Consider the following 18,136-nt stretch of genomic DNA (forward strand, 5'->3'; position numbering starts at 1 on the left):
GAGCCGCACTCAGACGACCGCGCCGTCGCCCGCGCGGCGCCGTGCCCGGTCGGCCTTCGAGGGGTGTCGCCGTCCCGCCTTGCCGACCGGCTGCTTCGCTCCGGAGGTCCGCGGCGCGGGCCCGGTCCAGCGCTGCTGCAGCAGGATCGACACCGGCCCGGCGACGACGATCGTCGACACCGTGCCGACCACGATGCCCACGATCAGCGCCAGTGCGAAGTCCCCGAGGGTCGCCCCGCCGAGGAACAGCAGCATGACCAGGATCGTCAGCGTCGAGATGCCGGTGTTCACCGTCCGCGGCAGCGTCGAGAGCACCGCCGACCCCACGGCCCGGTGGAACGGCGCCTTCGCATCGCGTGCCCAGTGCTCGCGCACGCGGTCGAACACGACCACGGTGTCGTTGACCGAGTAGCCGATGACGGTGAGCAGCGCCGCGAGGAACACGCCGTCGGCGGTGCGCCCGGTCCAGGCGAACACCCCGACCACGACCAGCGCGTTGGTCAGCAGCGCCGCGACCGCGCCGGCGCCGAGCGTCCAGCGGAACCGGAACGCCAGATACAGGAACTGCGCGGCGAGCGCGACGCCCAGCGCGATGATCCCGCCGCGGGCCAGCTCGGCACCGAGGCTGGGGCCGATGAGCTCGTCGCGCAGCAGCTCGGCGCCGCCACCGGCCGCGCCGACGACCTCGCGCAGCTGCCCGACCTGGGCGTCGGTGAGCTCGCCGGAGCGCAGCGCGACCGCGCCGTCGCCGGTCTCGGTGACGGTGAGCCCGCCGATCCCGGTGGTGGCGACGGCGTCGCGGACCTGCTCCACGCCCACCGGGTCCGTCGTCGTGAACTCGACCAGCCGGCCGCCGGTGAACTCGACGCCGAGCTCCAGGCCGCGCACGAACAGTCCGGACACCATCACGACCACCACGACCCCGGCGACGGCGAGGTACCGCCCGGGCCGCCGCAGGAATCCGGGGTCCCTCGCCTCGAGCCTGCGCCGGACCGGGCCGACCCCGGTGATACCGGTGATGCCCGGCCTACGCTTCACCGCGGGGATCCGGAGGACGGCCAGGGTGAGCAGCCGGGACAGCACCAGCGCCGAGAACAGCGACACCACCACACCGATGACCAGCGTGACACCGAACCCGCGGACCGGGCCCGACGCGAGCCCGAACAGCAGCACCGCGGCGAGCAGCGAGGTCACGGCGACGTCGCCGACCGCGGACAGCGAGTTCGCATAGCCCATCTCCGAGGCGCGTTCCAGGCGTGGCTTCGCCGCGTACTCCTCGCGGGAACGTTCGGCGATCAGCACGTTCGCGTCGACGGCCATGCCGACCGCGAGGACGAACGCGGCCAGGCCGGGCAGCGTGAGCGTGGCACCGAGCCCGGTCTGCACCGAGTAGGCGACGAGTGCGTACCCGCCGAGCGCGACGACGGCGACCAACCCGACGAGCCGGTAGACCACGATGAGGAACGCCCCGGCCAGCGCCGAGCCGATGATCGCGGCCCAGGCGCTCGCGGAGATCGCGTCGGCACCCAGGGTCGGGCCGACGGTCCGCTGCTCGATGATCTCCACGGGCAGCGGGAGGGCGCCGCCCTCGATCAGTACGGCCAGCTCGGAGGCCTGCTCGGGGGAGAAGTTGCCGGTGATCTGGGTCTGCCCGCCGAGCATGCCGACGTTGCACGGGATGTCCTCGACGACCTGCGGGGAGGAGATGACCTGCTGGTCGAGCACGATCGCGACCCGGCGCTGCGGGTCGCCGGGCGGCGCGCACGCGGCCTGGCCGGTGAGGGACTGCCAGCGGGCGGGGCCGTCGCCGTCGAAGCTGATGTTCACGATGTGCCCGACGCCCTGCGGGTTGGGCGAGGACATCGCCGAGCCCACCATGTCGCCGGTCAGCGCCGGTGGGCCGAGCTGGAGCGGCTGGCCCTGCTCGTCGGTGCCGGGGGCGCCCCCGGCGGCGGGGTCGCCGATCCCGAGCACCGGGTGCATCGTCAGCTGCGCGGTCCGGCCGAGGGTCTCCGCGGCCTCGGCGGGGTCGGTCAGCCCGGGGAGCTCGACGATGATCCGGTTCTCCCCGGACCGGGCCAGGCTGGGCTCGGCGACACCGAGCCCGTCGACGCGCCCGCGCAGCACCTCCAGCACGCGGTCGGTGCCCTCGCCGTCGGCGGCGACCTCGGGGGTGTCGCGGGTCTCCAGGACGATCTGGGTGCCGCCGCGCAGGTCCAGCCCCAGCGTGGGGGCGGTGGTGAGCGCGACGACGGAGGACAGGGCGAGCACGGCGAGCGCGATGAGCGCCCGCCAGAGCACGGGGCGTGGCTTCACAGGGATCCTCGGCGGCGGGCGCCCCGGTCGGGACCGGGGCACGGCGGGGTGGTGCGGGGGAGTGGCGGGCGGTGGCGACCGGCGGGGTCGTCCGGTCAGGCCCGCGGCGGGCCCCGCGACCCGATGTCCGCGCCGGTCCCGGGCCTCGGGGCGGCGGCCGTCGTCCGGTCGTCGGCGGGCGCGGGCGCATCGTGCCCGAGCCCGGCGGCGTCGAGGACCAGCACGTCCAGGGCGGGCCCGGGGTGGCCGGTCGCGTCCGGGGCGACCGGACCGTCGTGCGCGGAGCGCCCCAGCAGTGCGGGCCGGGGCGCCTCGGCGGGCGCGACGTCCTGCCCGACCGAAGCCGCCGCCGTGGCCGGGACGGCCTCGTCGGTCAGCGACCCGGCGATCGGGGCGAGCGCCGCGACCAGCGACAGCAGCAGCACCGCGACGAGGCGGCGGGCCGGGCTGCGGGTCGTGCGCACGAGGGTGATCCGTCCGGTTCGGGGGTTTCCTGCGGCGACGGTACCGGTCACCGCACCGGCGACGACGGCGCAGGGGTCGGGCACCGGGCGCGCGGCCGCTCGCCGTTCGGCACAATCGCGACCGCACCAGCGTGACGACCCAGAGAGGACGACTGACGTGAGCACGGATCCGTCGACCAGCGAGACGATCGACTCCGACACGACGGGCGGGGAGACGATCGAGTTCCAGGCCGAGGCCCGGCAGCTGCTGCGGTTGATGATCCATTCGATCTACTCGAACAAGGACGTCTTCCTGCGCGAGCTGATCTCCAACGCCTCCGACGCGCTGGACAAGCTGCGCCTCGCCGCCTACCAGGACAAGGACCTGGGCGCCGACACCGAGGACCTGCACGTCGAGCTCGTGCCGGACGCCGGGGCGCGCACCCTCACCGTCCGCGACAACGGCATCGGGATGACCCGCGACGAGGTCGTCGACCTGATCGGCACCATCGCGAGGTCGGGCACGGCGGAGCTGCTCGCGAAGCTCCGGGAGGCCGGCGACGACGCCCGCCAGGAGCTGATCGGCCAGTTCGGCGTCGGCTTCTACTCCTCGTTCATGGTCGCCGACCGCGTCGAGCTCGTGACCCGCAAGGCCGGCGCGGGCGAGGGCGTGCGGTGGACCTCCGACGGTGAGGGCACCTACACGATCGAGCCCGTCGCCGACGCCCCGCAGGGCACCGCGGTCACCCTGCACCTCAAGGCGTCCGACGCCGAGGACCAGCTGCACGACTACGCCGACCCCTCGGTGCTGCGGCGCATCGTGAAGACCTACTCCGACTTCATCACCTGGCCGGTCCGGATGCCTCCCGGAACCCGCACGGCGGGGGACGCGGACGACGCTGCGCCCGAGACGCTGAACTCGATGAAGGCGCTGTGGGCCCGCCCGCAGAAGGACGTGACCGAGGAGGAGTACGCCGAGTTCTACCGGCACGTCAGCCACGACTGGCAGGAGCCGCTGGAGACGATCCGGCTCGCCGCCGAGGGCACCTTCGAGTACCAGGCGCTGCTGTTCCTGCCGAAGGTCGCGCCGATGGACCTCCACATGCGCGACGCCCGCCGCGGCGTCCAGCTCTACGTCCGGCGCGTGTTCATCATGGACGACTGCGAGGCGCTCGTCCCCGAGTACCTGCGGTTCGTCAAGGGCGTCGTCGACGCCGCGGACCTCTCGCTGAACGTGTCGCGCGAGATCCTCCAGCAGGACCGCCAGATCTCGGCGATCCGCAGGCGCCTGGTGAAGAAGGTGCTGTCGGTGCTCGGCTCGCTGCGCGACAACGAGCCGGAGAAGTACGCGACCTTCTGGGAGCAGTGCGGCCGGGCGCTCAAGGAGGGACTGCTGTCCGACGCCGACAACCGCGACACCATCCTCGGGGTCTCGGCGTTCGCGACCACCCACGACGCCGACGCGCCGACCTCGCTCGCCGCCTACACGGAGCGGATGCGCGAGGGCCAGGACGCGATCTACTACATGACCGGGGACTCGCGGACCGCGATCGAGGCCTCCCCGCACATGGAGGCGTTCCGGGACAAGGGCTACGAGGTCCTGCTGCTCACCGACCCGGTCGACGAGGTGTGGGTCGACGCCGTCGACGGCTTCGACGGCACCCCGCTGCGCTCCATCGCCAAGGGCCAGGTGGACCTGCAGACCGACGAGGAGAAGGAGGAGGCGGCGGCGAAGCAGACCGAGTTCGCCGACCTCTGCACCTGGATGGCCGCGGTGCTGACCGAGGACGTCAAGGAGGTCCGGCTCTCCACCCGGCTCACCACCTCCCCGGCCGTCCTCGTCGGCGACGAGTTCGACATGACCCCGACCCTGGAGAAGATGTACCGGGCGATGGGGCAGGAGCCGCCGAAGGTGAAGCGGATCCTCGAGCTCAACCCGTCGCATCCGCTGGTCACCGGGCTGCGCGACGCCCGCGCCGCGGGGAAGGACGAGAGCGGCACCGTCGAGCTGCTGCACGGCATGGCGCTGTTGGCCGAGGGCGGCGAGCTCGCCGACCCGTCCCGGTTCGTGGGGCTGCTCGCGGAGCGCCTGCAGCACGCGCTCTGACGCCGGGCGGCGCGGGGACCGTGCCGTGACGAGAGCCGCACATCTGAAGAGTCGCTCAGGTGTCGTGGCTATGCTGTCGCGGTGATCGGGAACCCGCGCCGCTGGGCGCCGCTGCTCGCCGGACTGGTGCTCCTCGCGGGGTGCGGCGCGGGTGACCCGGTCGCGGCACCCGCCGGGCACGGCGACCACGGCACGGGCCCCGCCGCCGACGCGGTCGTCAACTGCGGCGTCGACGTGCACGTGCAGCGCCCGGAGCGGGTCGTCGCGATGTTCCAGAACGGCATCGAGGCCGTCCTCGCGCTCGGGGCGGGGCACCGGCTGGTCGGCGCGGCCTACCTGGACAACCCGCTGCCGGCACAGCTCGACCCGGACTTCCGGCCGCAGGACTACTGGCCCGAGGAGTACCCGTCGCGCGAGGAGGTGCTGCGGGTCGACCCGGACCTCGTCGTCTCCGGCTTCACCGGTGCCTTCACCCGGGAGGGTCTCGGCACCCGCGCCGAGCTCGGTGCCACCGGCACGCATACCTTCCTGTTCAGCGCCTACTGCCCGACCGCCGACGGCGGCGACCAGCAGAGCATCGGCGACAACGACGTGTCCTTCGCCGGCGTCGAACGCGACCTCACCGACCTCGGGCGCCTGCTGGGCGCCGAGGACCGGGCCGCGCAGGTCGTCGCCGGCATGCGCGGCACCCTCGCCGACGTCGCCGCCCGGCTCGACGGCGTCACCGACCGTCCGCGGGTGGCGATGCTGAACTCCCCGGGCAGTACCGGTGAACTGCGGGTCTTCGGCACCGGCGACGTCGCGACCACGATCATCGAGGCCGCGGGCGGGCGGCAGGCGTTCGACACCCTCGCCGGCCGGCAGCGCACCGTGTCCCTGGAGGGCGTCGTCGCGGCGAGCCCGGACGTGATCGTGATCCCGGCCTGCTGCGGGCGCGACGTCGGCCCGGAGGGCGCGGAGCCGCTGGCCGAGCGTCTGCGGAACGACCCGGCGCTCGCGACGGTCCCCGCGGTACGCGACGGGAAGGTGTTCACCACGACCTTCGCCGAGATCAGCCCCGGCATCCGCAACGCCGACGCGGTCGCGACGCTCGCCCGGCGGCTGCACCCCGACCGGTTCGGCGGCTGAGCCCCGGCGACGGGCGGGTCGGGGGTGGAGTGCGGATCCGCCCGGCGCCGTTGCCGAGCGGACGACCGGAACCGTAGCGGGTCCGCGTCGCCCGCGACAGCGACCGTGCCCCGATCGTTGCTAGGGCTCCTCCGAGCCCGGGGGCAGCGGCGGGTTGCCCGGTCGCAGCCCGTCGAGCAGCAGCGCCAGGTAGCGGGCGCGGTCCTCGCCCGACGCCGTCTCCGCCGCGTCCGACCCCTCGGCGACGGCCAGCGCCATGACCAGTACCGCCGACAGGTCCCGCGGGGTGAGCTCCGGACGCACCGCACCGGCCTCGCGCGCCCGGTCCAGCAGCCGGGTCAGCGTCCGGCCGTAGCGCTCGGCGGACTCGACGTCGAACGCGCCGGCCTCACGGGCCAGCTGCAGGATCGTCCGCCGTCCGGCGATCGCCTCCACCGCCCGGCCCAGCGACCCGGCCAGGTCGGCCCAGGGGTCGCCGTCCCCGGCGGCCGCGGTCGGCTCGATCTCCGCGACGAACACCTGGTCCAGCACCGCCCGCACCAGCACGTCGCGGGTCCGGAACCGGCGGTACAGCGTCGCGACGCCGACCCCGGCCCGGCGCGCGATCTCCTCCAGCGGGACGTCCGCTCCGTCGGACTCGAACGCCGCGGCCGCCGTGTCGACGATCCGGCGGTGGTTGCGGGCGGCGTCGGCGCGCAGCGGACGGCCCGCCGGGGAGCCGTCGAGCGACGAAGCGGTCATCACTGCACGGTATCGCCCGGCCTCACCAGGTCACCGGCAGCGTGTGCATGCCGTAGACGAAGTGGTAGGCCCGGAAGGCCTCGGGCGGGACCGGCCCGGCCGGGGCGAGCGTCGGGAAGCGGCGGAGCAGGGCCGGGAACGCCGTCGCCATCTCCATCCGGGCCAGCGGGGCACCCAGGCAGTGGTGCACACCGTGCCCGAACGCGACATGTCCGGCCGCGCCGCGGGTGAGGTCGAGCCGGGCGGGGTCGTCGAACCCGGACCCGGTGTCGCGGTTGGCGGTGGGCAGCGAGCACATCACCAGCGACCGCGCCGGGATCGGGGTGTCGCGCAGGACGGTGTCGGTCGTCGTCACCCGGACCACACCGGTGTGCACGATCGACAGCCACCGGAGCAACTCCTCCACGGCGGGCCGGGCCAGCTCGGGGTCGCTGCGCAGCAGCGCGGCCTGCTCCGGGTCCTCCAGCAGCGCCAGGGTGCCCAGCGACAGCATGTTCGACGTCGTCTCGTGCCCGGCGATCAGCAGCAGCGACGCGATCCCGACCAGCTCGTCGTGGCTGATCTCCTCGCCGTGCTCGCGGATCAGCATCCCGAGGATGTCCTCGCCCGGGTCGGCCAGAGCCGCGTCGACGAGCCGGCTCATGTAGGCGCGGTTCTCCCGGCCCACGGCCAGCCGCTCCCGGGCGGGCAGGGACACGTCGAGCAGGCGCGTCGACCGGGCGGTGAACTCGTCGCGGTCGGTGTAGGGCACCCCGAGCAGCTCGCAGATGACCATCGACGGCACCGGCAGGGCGAACAGGGAGACCAGGTCGGCACCCGGCCCGGCGGCCTCCAGCGCGTCGAGGTGCTCGTCGACGATCTCGGTGATCCGCGGCTCCAGGCGGGCCATCCGGCGCTGGGTGAACTCGCGGGTGAGGAAGCAGCGCAGCCGGGTGTGCTCCGGCGGGTCCTGCAGCAGCAGCTGGCCGGCCCGCATCTGCTCCTGCTCGCGCTCCGACAGCGGCGGTGCGTCCGGGCGGGTCAGCTCGGCGCTCCCGGCGTTGGAGTAGGTCGCGGCGTCGCCGAGCACGTGCCGCACGTCGTCGTAGCGGGTGACGAGGTAGGCCTCGGCGCCGAAGGCGGTCCGCACCCGTGGGACGTCGCCGGAGTCGCGGATGCGCTCCAGCTCGGCGTCGGGCAGGAACCGGTCGCGGCGCATGTGCAGCGGGAGCGTGAAGTCCGTGGCGGTGTCGGTCATGGTGCTGGCCTCCGGAGGGTCGGCGGGCGCGTCGCACCCCACGGTAACCGCTCAAACGACAGTGTGCTCTCGTTTCGCGTCACCTGTCCGGTACGCCCCGGATGACCGCCGGACCGGTGGCACCGGGCGAACCGTGACAGGCTGCAACCGTCATCGGCGACGGCGCCCCGGGGAGATCCGTGTTCCAGCAAGATCCCGAACCACTCGGCAGTCTCTGGCTGTCCGCACTCGTCGCACTGCTCCCGCTGGTGGCGATCTTCGTGACGCTGGGTGCCCTGCGCTGGAAGGCGCACTGGGCCGGGCTGGCCGCACTCGTCGTCGCCGTCGCGGTCGCGGTGGCGGCCTTCGGGATGCCGGTGCACCTGGCCCTGCTCTCGGCCACCGAGGGAGCGGTGTTCGGCCTGTTCCCGATCATGTGGATCGTCTTCACCGCGATCTGGCTCTACCAGCTCACCGTCGCCGCGGGCCGGTTCGAGGACCTGCGCGCCGCCTTCGGGCTGATCTCCGACGACCCCCGGGTGCAGGCGATCATCATCGCGTTCTGCTTCGGTGGTCTGCTCGAGGCGCTGGCCGGGTTCGGTGCCCCGGTGGCGATCACCGGCGTCATGCTGATGGCGCTCGGGTTCTCCCCGGTCCGGGCGGCGGTCGTCGTGCTGCTGGCCAACACCGCCCCCGTCGCGTTCGGCGCGGTCGGCACGCCGATCATCACCGCGGGCACCCTCACCGGGATCCCGTACAACGAGATCGGCGCCGTCGTCGGACACCAGACCCCGGTGCTCGCGTTCATCGTGCCGACGCTGCTGGTGCTGCTCGTCGACGGGAGGCGCGGGGTGCGCCAGGTCTGGCCGGTGGCGCTCGTCATCGGTCTCGCGTTCGCCGTCGCCCAGTGGCTGGCCGCCACCCACCTCTCGGTCGAGCTCACCGACATCGTCGCCTCACTGACCGGGCTGGCGGCCGGCGTGGTCCTGCTGCGCTTCTGGCAGCCGCGCGGCGGCGCCGAGGCGACGGAGACGCTGCGCATCGAGCGCACCGCCGACGCACCCGTCGAGGACCCGGGAGGCGACGGCGGTGGGTCCGTCGCGACCGAGAAGCGCACCCTCGCCGAGCGCTCGCAGGCGCTGTCGGTCGGCAGGCTGTTCATGGCCTTCGCGCCGTACCTGCTGATCATCGTGGTGTTCTCGGTGGCGAAGCTGGTCGGCCCGGTGTCGACCTTCCTGACCGGCACCGACATCGAGATCGGCTGGCCGGGGCTCGACGGACAGGTCCTCGGCGCGTCCGGGGACCCGGTGTCGACCACGACCTACAGCGTCCAGTGGCTGTCCTCGCCCGGCTCGCTGCTGCTGATCTGCGGCATCGGCGTCGCGGTGATGTACCGGCTCACGCCCGCGACGGCGGTCCGGGAGTTCGCCGCCACCGCGTACAAGCTGCGGTTCGCCTTCCTCACCGTGGCCACCGTCCTCGCGCTGGCCTACGTGATGAACCTGTCCGGGCAGACGATCTCCATAGGCACCTGGATCGCCGGGACCGGCGCGGCGTTCGCGTTCCTCTCGCCGATCCTCGGCTGGCTCGGCACCGCGGTCACCGGCTCGGACACCTCGGCCAACGCCCTGTTCGCGACGCTGCAGCAGACCGCGGCCGAGCAGGCGGGCCTGGACCCGCACCTGATGGTCGCGGCGAACACCTCCGGCGGCGTCGTCGGGAAGATGATCAGTCCGCAGAACCTCACCATCGCGGCGACGGCCGTGGGCGTCGCCGGCCGGGAGTCCGAGCTGTTCCGGCGGACGATCCTGTGGAGCGTCGGGCTGCTCGCGGTGCTGTGCGTGCTGGTGTTCCTGCAGTCGACCCCGGTGCTCGGATGGATGCTCCCGACCTTCTGACCACGCCGCCGGGCGCTGCGGAAAGATCGCCCGGGTGCGCCTGACCGTCCTGCCCACCGCCGATCTCGGGCGCGACGGGCTCCGTGCCCTGCGTGCCCTGCTCGACGCCGCGTTCCCCGCCGACGCCGACGGGGCCGGCGGGTTCGACGACGCCTCGTTCGACCACGCGCTCGGCGGGGTGCACGTGCTGGCCGGTCCGCTGCACGACCCGGTCGGGCACGCGGCCGTCGTGGGCCGCAGGCTGCTGCACGACGGCGTCGCGCTGCGCACCGGCTACGTCGAGGCCGTGGCCGTGCGGCCCGGGAGCCAGGGCGGCGGGCTCGGCGGGCTGCTCATGGCCGAGGTGGACCGGATCGTGCGCGGCGGGTACCGGCTCGGGGCGCTCGGCGCGGCCGCCCGCGCCGCGCGGCTCTACCGCAGGCACGGCTGGGAACCGTGGTGCGGCCCGCTCGCCGCGCTCACCCCTTACGGCGTCGTCGACACCCCCGACGAGCGCGGCGCCGTGCACGTCCTGCCCGTCGACGCGCCGCTCGACCCGGCCCGCGCGCTGGTCTGCGACTGGCGCGACGGCGAGCTGTGGTGACGCCCCCGGAGTGACGCGGCCGGTTCACCCGGATGTCGACCAGGAGTCGGGTGATCGTCATCCGGCGCCGGTGGAGTTCACCCGTGCAACTGGCGGTGCTCGACCTGGCGGGTACGACGATGGTCGACGACGGGCTCGTGCTCGCCGGCCTGCGGGCCGGCCTGCGCGCCGCCGGGGTCCGCGTCGACGGTCCCTGCTACCCGGCGCTGGACCGGCAGGCCCGCGCGACGATGGACCGCCCGGTCATGACGGTGCTCGGCGAGCTCCTCGACGGCGACATGTACCGGGCCCGCCGCGCGCACTCCGCGTTCGCCGACCACCTGCACGCCGCGCTGGACGCGGGCCGCGTCCGCCCGGTCCCCGGCGCCGCGCAGACCCTCGACGCGCTCCGCGACGCCGGCCTGAGCGTGGCCCTGACCTGCGGGTTCGATCCCGAGCTGCGGGACCGGCTGGTGTCGGCGCTGGAGTTCACCGAACGGGCGGACATGGTCCTGTCGCCCGCCGACGTCGACGGCCGCGGCCTGCCCGAGCCCGACCTGCTCCACGCCGCGGCACGGCGGGCCGGGACCGAGCACTCCCAGGTCGCGGTGGCCGGTGACGCGACCGCCGACATCGACGCCGCCGTCCGGGCGGGGGCGGGGCTCGCGGTCGGGGTGCGGGGTGGGGCGCACGGCGAGCCGCGGCTGCGTGCGGCGGGCGCCGACGCCGTCATCGACTCGGTCGCGGACCTGCCCGCGCTGCTCGGCCTCCCCAGCTGAGCCCGCACGGCGTAGCGTCCGTCCCGATCTTGACCGGTCCGCGGTGATGACGGGGGTGGCGGCGTGGCCCGACGCACGGTGGCGGTGGCGTCGCTCGGCACGATGCTGGCCCTGGTCAGCTACACCGCGCCGCTGGCCACCCTGGCCCCGATCGCGGCCGACCTGGGCTCCTCGCCGTCGGGGCGCTCCTGGATCCTCAGCTCGATGAGCCTGGGGCTCACCGCGGTGCTGCTGACCGCGGGGACCCTGGCCGACCGGCTGGGGCGGCGCGCGGTGTTCACGACCGGCGCGGTCGTGCTGGCCCTGGCCTCGGCGGGCGGCGCGCTCGCCACCGGCACCGCCGGGTTCGTCGCCGGCCGGATCGGGCAGGGCGTCGGGGCCGCCGCGGTCGTCGCGTGCAGCCTCGCGCTGATCGGGCACGCGCTGCCGCCGGGTCCGCGCCGCTCGGCCGCCACCGGGCTGTGGGGCGCGGCGCTGGCCGCCGGGATCGCGGCCGGTCCGCTGCTCGCGGGCCTGCTGCCGTGGCGGGTGCTCTACCTCGCGGTCGCGGTCGCCGGGCTGGCGCTCGCCGTCGCCGGCGCGACGCTGCTCACCGAGTCCACCGCCGGGCGGCCGCGCCCGGTCGACGTCGCGGGGATGGTGCTGCTCGCCGCCGGGCTGACGGTGCTGCTCGCCGGCCTCACCGAGGCCCGGCGGCTGCCGGTCACCACCACGACCGTCGTGCTGCTGGTCGCCGGGGCGGCGCTGCTGGCGGGGTTCGTCGCCGTCCAGTTCGTCGTCGCGCACCCGATGGCGGGGCCGGAGCTGTTCCGCCATCCCGGGCTGGTCGCGGCGACCGTCGCGAGCATGGCCACCGGGCTCGGCATCATCTCGCTGAGCTCCTACCTGCCCGCGCTGCTCGCCCCGGTGCACGGCACCGCCCCCGCGACGGCGGCGCTGCTGCTGCTCGGCTGGTCGGGCACCAGCATCGTGACCGCGCTGCTCACCCGCCGGATCAGCGAACGGGTCACCGGCGGGGTCCGTCTCGGCGTGGGCCTGCTGGTCATGACGGCCGGTCAGCTCGGGCTGCTCGCGACCGGTTCCGGCACCGGGGCGGTCCTGGCCGCGCTCGTCGTCGTCGGCGTCGGCACCGGGGTCGTGAACGCGACGCTCGGCCGCGAGGCGGTCGCCTCGGTGCCGCCGGACCGGGCGGGCACCGGTAGCGGCATCAACAACACCACCCGCTACCTGGGCGCCGCCGTCGGCGTCACGCTGACCTCGGTGCTGACCTCACCGGCGGGCGACGAGCCGGTGCCGGTGCTGCTGGCCGGCTGGCACGTCGCCGTGCTGGTCGCGACCGGGTTCACCCTGCTCGGCGCACTCATCGCGCTGGCCTGCGCCCGCTCGGCAGCCCGCCCCCCGGTCCCGGCGCCGCAGGGTTGACGGCCGGTGCCGCGGCGAGCAGCGTGCGGGGACGTGACGACCCTGCTGGTGATCGGATTCGACCCGGCGCGGATCCCCGGGTACGACCCGGCGCCCGTGCTCACCGCCCTGGAACGGGGCCGCGACGCCTACCGCGCGGCCGGGATCGAGGCGACCGAGGTCCTCGTCGGGCCGGACGGTGAGCTGCCCCGGATCACCGCGGCGCTGACCGCCCGCCGCTACGACTGCGTGCTCGTCGGCGGCGGGCTCCGGAAGCCCCCGGAGTGCCTGGAGCTGTTCGAGCGGGTGGTGAACCTGGTGCACCGGCACGCGCCCGGCTCGGCGATCGCGTTCGGCACCTCGCCCGTCGACGGAGCCGAGGCCGCCCTCCGTGCGCCGGCCGCCGCATGAGGGTGGGGGAGCGGGTCGCCGACGCCCTGGCCGCAGGCCGCCCGGTGCTGGCGTGCGAGTCGACGATCGTCACCCACGGCCTGCCCACACCGCGCAACCTCGCCGTCGCCCGGGAGGCCGAGGAGCTCGTCGGCTCGCTCGGCGTCGTCCCGGCGACCATCGGGGTGCTCGACGGCGAGGTCGTCGTCGGGCTGACCGGCGACGAGCTCTCCCGGCTGGCGGGATCCCCCGGCGTGGCGAAGCTGTCCGCCCGGGACCTGCCGGTGGCCGTGGCGACCGGCGCGAGCGGGGGCACGACGGTCGCGGCGACCGCGCACCTCGCCCACCGGGCCGGCATCCGGGTGTTCGCCACCGGCGGGCTCGGCGGGGTGCACCGCGGTGCCGCGCGCACCTTCGACGAGTCGGCCGACCTGCCCGCGCTCGCCGCGCTGCCGCTGGTGGTGGTGAGCGCCGGGGTGAAGTCGGTGCTCGACGTGCCGGCCACCCTGGAGCGGCTGGAGACCCTCGGTGTCACCGTCGCCGGGTACCGCACGCACGCCTTCCCCGGCTTCTACGTCGCCGACTCCGGGCACCGGGTCGGCCAGCGGGTGGAGTCGCCGGAGCAGGCCGCTGCGGCCTGGCGGGCCGCCCGCGACCTCGGCTTGCCCGGGGCGCTGCTGGTGGCGAACCCGGTCCCGGCCGCCGAGCAGCTCCCGCCCGATGTCCATGACGCCGCCCTGGCCGACGCCCTCGCCGCGCTCGACGGGGCCGGGATCGGCGGACAGGACGCGACGCCGTTCCTGCTGGCGCGGGTCCGCGACGCGACCGGCGACGCCAGCCTGGAGGTCAACGTCGCGGTGTACCGCCACAACGTGGCACTGGGCGCCCGGATCGCCACCGCCCTGACGGGGCGGTGACGTGCCGGTGGCTCCTCAGACGACGGGCGTGATCGCCCGCAGCGCTTCGGAGCCGCGTACGGCCGTGGTCAGGTCGGCCAGCGCCCGCCCGTGCGCCGCCGCGAGCTCCGCGGAGGCCTCGGTGAGGGTGTTGCGGTCCACGTAGCCGGAATGGTCGAGGTAGAGCCCGGGGGACAGAACCTGGACGGCGAAGAACCCGGCCAGCACCGACCGCAGCCCGTCGACGGCGAGGAAGTGGTGCCCGCTCGCGCCGGTCAGCACGACCGCGGCCGCCTTGCCCTGGAGCGGGGCGGTCTTCTCGCCCCACTTCCCGCGCTCGGTGGCCTCCAGCAGCGCGCGCAGCGACGCCGTGTGCCCGGCCCGGTAGACCGGACTGCCGAACACGACGGCGTCGGCGTCGGCGAAGGCCGCGGTGACCTCGGCGACGGGGGTCTGCGACAGCTCGACCAGGGCGGTGTCGGCCCCGGTACCGGCGAGGATCCCGGCGACGGCGGCCGCCGTGCGCCCGCCCGGCTCCGGGCCCGCGACGACCCCGATGATCCGGCCCACGGTGCCGCTCACGACTCGGCCCGCGGGGTGAGGGCGTAGGTGCCGCGGTGGAACAGCAGCGGCAGCCGCTCCGGGTCCGCGCCGAGCGCGTCGACCCGGGCGACGACGATCGTGTGGTCGCCGCCGTCGTACTCGTTCCACAGGGTGCAGTCGACCCAGGCGCCGACGCCGTCGAGGACCGGTGAGCCGGACGGGGCCGCCTCCCAGGTCACCCCGGCGAACTTGTCGACCCCGGAGCGGGCGAACCCGGCGCTGTGGTGCTCGTGGTCGGCGGCCAACACGTTCACACAGAACCGGCCCACCTCGCGGATGCGCGGCCAGGTCGAGGACCCGCGTGACGGCGCGAAGCTCACCAGTGGCGGGTCCAGCGACAGCGACGCGAAGGACTGACAGGTGAACCCGATGGGCCCGTCCGGGCCGATCGCGGTGACGACGACGACGCCGGACGCGAACGCGCCCAGTGCGTCGCGCATGGACTCCGGGGTCACGCCGGGGGTGACCGGGCCGGGGAGGGAACGCGACATGACCCGACCCTAGGCGGGGACGGTGCGCTCGGCCAACGATCCGGACCCGGGTGGTGGGGAACACGCCGTGCCGTGTCGCGGCCGCCACCGTGTCGCCGTGACCGCTCCGGAATCGATCCGGTAGAACTCCCCGTGCCGTGCATCCCGAACTCGTGGGGAGCCCCGGGGTGCCCGAGACGGCAACGGCCGGCGGAGCGATCGCTCCGCCGGCCGTCCGTCACCGGGGGCCGGGTGGGGGGACGCCCGGCCGGCCCGGGTCAGCTCGCGTAGGCGCGCAGCTTGTCGGCGCGCTCGCCGACCCGCAGCTTCGACATGACCTCGCGCTCGATCTGGCGCACCCGCTCGCGGGAGAGCTTGAAGGCGCGGCCGATCTGGTCGAGCGTGTGCGGCTGGCCGTCGTCGAGGCCGAACCGCATCCGGATGACCTTCTGCTCGCGGTCCTCCAGGGTCGACAGCACCCGGCGGAGGTCGTCGTGCAGCAGGCTCGAGATCACGGTGTTCTCGGCGTCGGTCGCCTCGGCGTCCTCGATGAAGTCACCGAGTGGCGCCTCCTCCTCGGACCCGACCGGCATGTCCAGGCTCACCGGGTCGCGGGCGTGGTCGAGCAGGTCCTGGATCTTGTGCTCCGGGATCCCCGACTCGGCCGACAGCTCGGCGTCGCTGGGCTCGCGGCCCTGGCGCTGGTGCATGTCCCGCTTGATCCGGGCCAGTTTGTTGACCTGCTCCACCAGGTGCACGGGCAGCCGGATGGTGCGGGCCTGGTCGGCCATGCCCCGCGTGATGGCCTGCCGGATCCACCAGGTCGCGTAGGTCGAGAACTTGAAGCCCTTGGTGTAGTCGAACTTCTCCACCGCGCGGATCAGGCCCAGGTTGCCCTCCTGGATCAGGTCCAGCAGCGGCATCCCGCGCCCGGTGTAGCGCTTGGCGAGCGAGACCACCAGCCGGAGGTTCGCCTCCAGCAGGTGGTTCTTGGCCAGCAGCCCGTCGCGGACGACCGCGCGCAGGTCGCGGCGGTACTGCAGGTCCAGCCCGTCCAGCGTGCCGTCGGCGGCGGCGGTGTCCAGCCGGTGCTGGGCGAACACGCCGGCCTCGATGCGCCGGGCGAGCTCGACCTCCTGCGCCGCGGTCAGCAGTGCGGTCTTGCCGATCCCGTTGAGGTAGACGCGCACCAGGTCCGCGGCGGGACTCTGGGCGTCGAGATCCTCCGCCACCGCGGCCGCGGCACCGGGTACGGTGGCTTCCAGTGCGGTGCCTCCGTCGCCGTCGGTGCGACGGCGGGAGCTGCGAGCGACCTTGGGGGCGGTCCGCTTCGCGCCGGACGACGACACGGTGGCGCGAGCGGGGGCCTCGGTCGTGAGGCGCGGGCCGGGTACGGCCGGAGCGGTCGTGGTCACCGTCATGTGCATTTCCTCCCCTGCGCGGGCTGCGGCGGGCGATTGATGGGCCTCGCCGCTTGCCCTGTACGGGGTCAACGCAGCCGTTCCGGGGATCGTTCCCACGACGAGGCCCCGCAGGCCGGAAATGTGCCTGCGGGGCCGTGTCGTCGGTCACATGCAGTTGCGGTTCTCTCAGGGTCCTCTTAGAGAGCGACCCGGCCGGGCGTACCGGTCAGGGTGCGGGCACCCGCGGGGTGTCCCGTGGGTCGGCCACGGCGCGGACGCTGCTGCGCCGCCGCGACGCCTTGCCGGCCCCGGTGTCCTTCTTCGACGGCACCGAGTGGCCGTAGACGGTCTCCATCAGCACCGGCCAGTCGTGGCGCAGTGCGTCACGGCCCATGAACAGCCCCAGGTGGCCCGCGGTCGCCGTCCGGTAGGTGACGTCCGCGGCCGGGGTCCCGACCTTCTCCGCCGCCGCGAACAGCTGCGGGGCCGGGGTGATGTGGTCCGCGGAGCCCGCCAGCAGCAGCAGCGGGCAGCCGATCGCCCCCATGTCGACGGTCCGGCCGTCGACGGTGAGCGTGCCCTTGATCAACCGGTTCTTCCAGAACAGGTTCTCCACCAGCCACAGGTAGAACGCGCCGGGGATGTCCTGGGTGTACTTGAACCAGTCCTCGAACACACGGTAGCGCTCGACGTGGGTGGGGTCGTCGATGTTCTCCAGCAGCTGCAGCTGCCGGGAGATCTCCGACTGCGGCTGGATCGAGATGAAGTTCGACAGCACCGCCGAGCCCGGCATGTTGCCGCCCCCCGCGGCGACCAGCGCCTTGTACGGCGCCATCCCCATCGTCCCCGCCATCAGCCGGGTCGAGGCGGCGATCACCGACTCGCCCGCGTGGAAGTCGATCGGCGCACCGGCCAGGGTCAGGGTGTTGACCCGGTCCGGGTGCAGCGCGGCGTAGATCGTCGCCAGCCAGCCGCCCTGGCAGTCGCCCACCAGGTTGGCCTTCCCGCCCATCCGCCGGATGGAGCGGTCGATCACCTCGAGGTAGTCGGTGATCGTGACGTTCTTCGTCGCGGTCGTGGCGGGCCGCCAGTCCAGCGCGTAGACCTTCGTCAGGCCCGAGGCGCGGATCATGGCGATCTGGCTCTGCTGCGGCGAGTAGTCCACGACGGTCGAGGAGTGGCCGGCCTGGGGCGGCAGCACCAGGGTGGGGACCACGTCGTCGTCGCGGTGCTCGGCGGCGGTGAAGTCACGCAGCGACGCGAACGGCGTCGACAGCACGACCTCGTTGGCCAGGTGCCAGGTCGGCTCGCGCCGGTCGGCCATCGCCGAGATCCACAGCAGCCCGCGCCGGGCGGCGTCGCCGGGCCGGGCGATCCGCTGGACCGCGTCGATCCAGTAGGCGCCGGTGGCCCGGCCGACCTCGGCCACCACCTTGGTCAGGTTCCGGGTGTTGTACGACACGAGGTACCGGAGGGGGTCCGGCCGGTCGTCGCTCCCGGTGGCCGCGGCCACGGGGGTCTCGGGAAGGGCACGCGGTCCGTGCTCCCTGGAGGGTGCGGACCGTCGGGTGATCGCCGTGCTCATGGGCCTCTCCCATCAACTCTGATGACCGGGGGCTATCCGGGTTACCGAACGGTAAAACGCGATCGGTATGCCAAGCAAGCGCTGGCCTACTCCGGAGTAGTGCTTGCTTCGCTTAGCGCAGGTGAGAGGCCTTACAACAATCCGGGGCTGCCTACCGGTGAGTACGCGGTCACCATGTGTCCATCCCGTTGCGCCTCC

The 18,136-nt window shown here is 74.3% G+C and carries 16 protein-coding genes; 8 read left to right on the forward strand and 8 right to left on the reverse strand.

The annotated features are described in order from the left end of the window. Window positions 1–9: 9 nt before the first annotated feature. Window positions 10–2,316, reverse strand: a complete 2,307-nt coding sequence (gene secD, locus ATL51_RS26930) for a protein translocase subunit SecD (protein WP_161152093.1) — start codon at window positions 2,314–2,316, stop codon at window positions 10–12. A gap of 95 nt (window positions 2,317–2,411) precedes the next feature. Continuing rightward, window positions 2,412–2,780, reverse strand: a complete 369-nt coding sequence (locus ATL51_RS29640) for a hypothetical protein (RefSeq protein WP_167410057.1) — start codon at window positions 2,778–2,780, stop codon at window positions 2,412–2,414. A 157-nt stretch (window positions 2,781–2,937) separates the two neighbouring features. Here ATL51_RS29640 and htpG point away from each other — a divergent pair, with 157 nt between their 5' ends. Then, window positions 2,938–4,866, forward strand: coding sequence for a molecular chaperone HtpG (gene htpG / locus ATL51_RS26935; protein ID WP_167410058.1), 1,929 nt, complete (start codon window positions 2,938–2,940; stop codon window positions 4,864–4,866). Between the two features lie 81 nt (window positions 4,867–4,947). Next, on the forward strand, window positions 4,948–5,994 hold the full coding sequence (locus ATL51_RS26940) for an ABC transporter substrate-binding protein (RefSeq protein WP_301549212.1): 1,047 nt from the start codon (window positions 4,948–4,950) through the stop codon (window positions 5,992–5,994). A 120-nt stretch (window positions 5,995–6,114) separates the two neighbouring features. Here ATL51_RS26940 and ATL51_RS26945 read toward each other — a convergent pair whose 3' ends face one another. Together ATL51_RS26945 and ATL51_RS26950 are read right to left on the reverse strand one after the other, a co-directional pair. Then, window positions 6,115–6,735 carry a TetR/AcrR family transcriptional regulator gene (locus ATL51_RS26945; protein ID WP_062402483.1) on the reverse strand — a complete coding sequence of 207 codons (621 nt, stop codon included), beginning with the start codon at window positions 6,733–6,735 and terminating at the stop codon, window positions 6,115–6,117. 22 nt (window positions 6,736–6,757) lie between these two features. Beyond that, window positions 6,758–7,972: a cytochrome P450 gene (locus tag ATL51_RS26950; protein WP_100880319.1), complete on the reverse strand. Its 1,215-nt coding sequence runs from the start codon at window positions 7,970–7,972 to the stop codon at window positions 6,758–6,760. Window positions 7,973–8,151: 179 nt separating this feature from the next. Here ATL51_RS26950 and ATL51_RS26955 point away from each other — a divergent pair, with 179 nt between their 5' ends. From ATL51_RS26955 to ATL51_RS26980, 6 genes are all read left to right on the forward strand, one after another. Next, window positions 8,152–9,849, forward strand: a complete 1,698-nt coding sequence (locus tag ATL51_RS26955; RefSeq protein WP_073577060.1) for an L-lactate permease — start codon at window positions 8,152–8,154, stop codon at window positions 9,847–9,849. Between the two features lie 34 nt (window positions 9,850–9,883). Continuing rightward, entirely contained in the window at window positions 9,884–10,432 is a 549-nt protein-coding gene (locus ATL51_RS26960) for a GNAT family N-acetyltransferase (RefSeq protein WP_073577059.1), read from the forward strand. Between the two features lie 83 nt (window positions 10,433–10,515). Next, complete coding sequence (locus ATL51_RS26965; protein ID WP_083658883.1) at window positions 10,516–11,190, forward strand: HAD family hydrolase; 675 nt, start codon at window positions 10,516–10,518, stop codon at window positions 11,188–11,190. A 63-nt stretch (window positions 11,191–11,253) separates the two neighbouring features. Beyond that, window positions 11,254–12,612, forward strand: a complete 1,359-nt coding sequence (locus tag ATL51_RS26970) for an MFS transporter (RefSeq protein WP_208623079.1) — start codon at window positions 11,254–11,256, stop codon at window positions 12,610–12,612. Window positions 12,613–12,645: 33 nt separating this feature from the next. Continuing rightward, entirely contained in the window at window positions 12,646–13,002 is a 357-nt protein-coding gene (locus tag ATL51_RS26975) for a hypothetical protein (RefSeq protein ID WP_073577056.1), read from the forward strand. Further along, window positions 12,999–13,898: a pseudouridine-5'-phosphate glycosidase gene (locus tag ATL51_RS26980; RefSeq protein ID WP_073577055.1), complete on the forward strand. Its 900-nt coding sequence runs from the start codon at window positions 12,999–13,001 to the stop codon at window positions 13,896–13,898. The genes ATL51_RS26975 and ATL51_RS26980 overlap by 4 nt, the downstream gene beginning before the upstream one ends. Window positions 13,899–13,913: 15 nt before the next feature. On the opposite strand, the gene ATL51_RS26985 is transcribed toward ATL51_RS26980, so the two are convergent. The 4 genes from ATL51_RS26985 to ATL51_RS27000 all read right to left on the reverse strand — a co-directional run bounded on the left by ATL51_RS26985 (window position 13,914) and on the right by ATL51_RS27000 (window position 17,866). After that, entirely contained in the window at window positions 13,914–14,459 is a 546-nt protein-coding gene (locus tag ATL51_RS26985) for an NAD(P)H-dependent oxidoreductase (protein ID WP_253068943.1), read from the reverse strand. Continuing rightward, window positions 14,456–14,971 (reverse strand): flavin reductase family protein, encoded by a 516-nt coding sequence (locus ATL51_RS26990; protein ID WP_073577054.1) that lies wholly within the window; start codon window positions 14,969–14,971, stop codon window positions 14,456–14,458. Before ATL51_RS26990 ends, ATL51_RS26985 begins: the two co-directional genes overlap by 4 nt. 257 nt (window positions 14,972–15,228) lie before the next feature. After that, the gene (locus ATL51_RS26995) at window positions 15,229–16,377 is read right to left on the reverse strand and encodes a sigma-70 family RNA polymerase sigma factor (protein WP_226356376.1); all 1,149 of its coding nucleotides are present in this window, start codon (window positions 16,375–16,377) and stop codon (window positions 15,229–15,231) included. A gap of 202 nt (window positions 16,378–16,579) precedes the next feature. After that, the gene (locus tag ATL51_RS27000; protein WP_157818544.1) at window positions 16,580–17,866 is read right to left on the reverse strand and encodes an alpha/beta fold hydrolase; all 1,287 of its coding nucleotides are present in this window, start codon (window positions 17,864–17,866) and stop codon (window positions 16,580–16,582) included. Window positions 17,867–18,136: the final 270 nt, after the last annotated feature.

The organism is Pseudonocardia alni, assembly GCF_002813375.1.
In the GTDB taxonomy this organism is placed as follows: domain Bacteria; phylum Actinomycetota; class Actinomycetes; order Mycobacteriales; family Pseudonocardiaceae; genus Pseudonocardia; species Pseudonocardia alni.

Excerpts from the sequence above, each read along its gene's own strand:
- ATL51_RS26990 (WP_073577054.1), bottom strand. The coding sequence starts at position 14,971 with ATGTCGCGTTCCCTCCCCGGCCCGGTCACCCCCGGCGTGACCCCGGAG.
- ATL51_RS26980 (WP_073577055.1), top strand. The coding sequence starts at position 12,999 with ATGAGGGTGGGGGAGCGGGTCGCCGACGCCCTGGCCGCAGGCCGCCCG.
- ATL51_RS26945 (WP_062402483.1), bottom strand. The coding sequence starts at position 6,735 with ATGACCGCTTCGTCGCTCGACGGCTCCCCGGCGGGCCGTCCGCTGCGC.
- ATL51_RS26950 (WP_100880319.1), bottom strand. The coding sequence starts at position 7,972 with ATGACCGACACCGCCACGGACTTCACGCTCCCGCTGCACATGCGCCGC.
- ATL51_RS26995 (WP_226356376.1), bottom strand. The coding sequence starts at position 16,377 with ATGCACATGACGGTGACCACGACCGCTCCGGCCGTACCCGGCCCGCGC.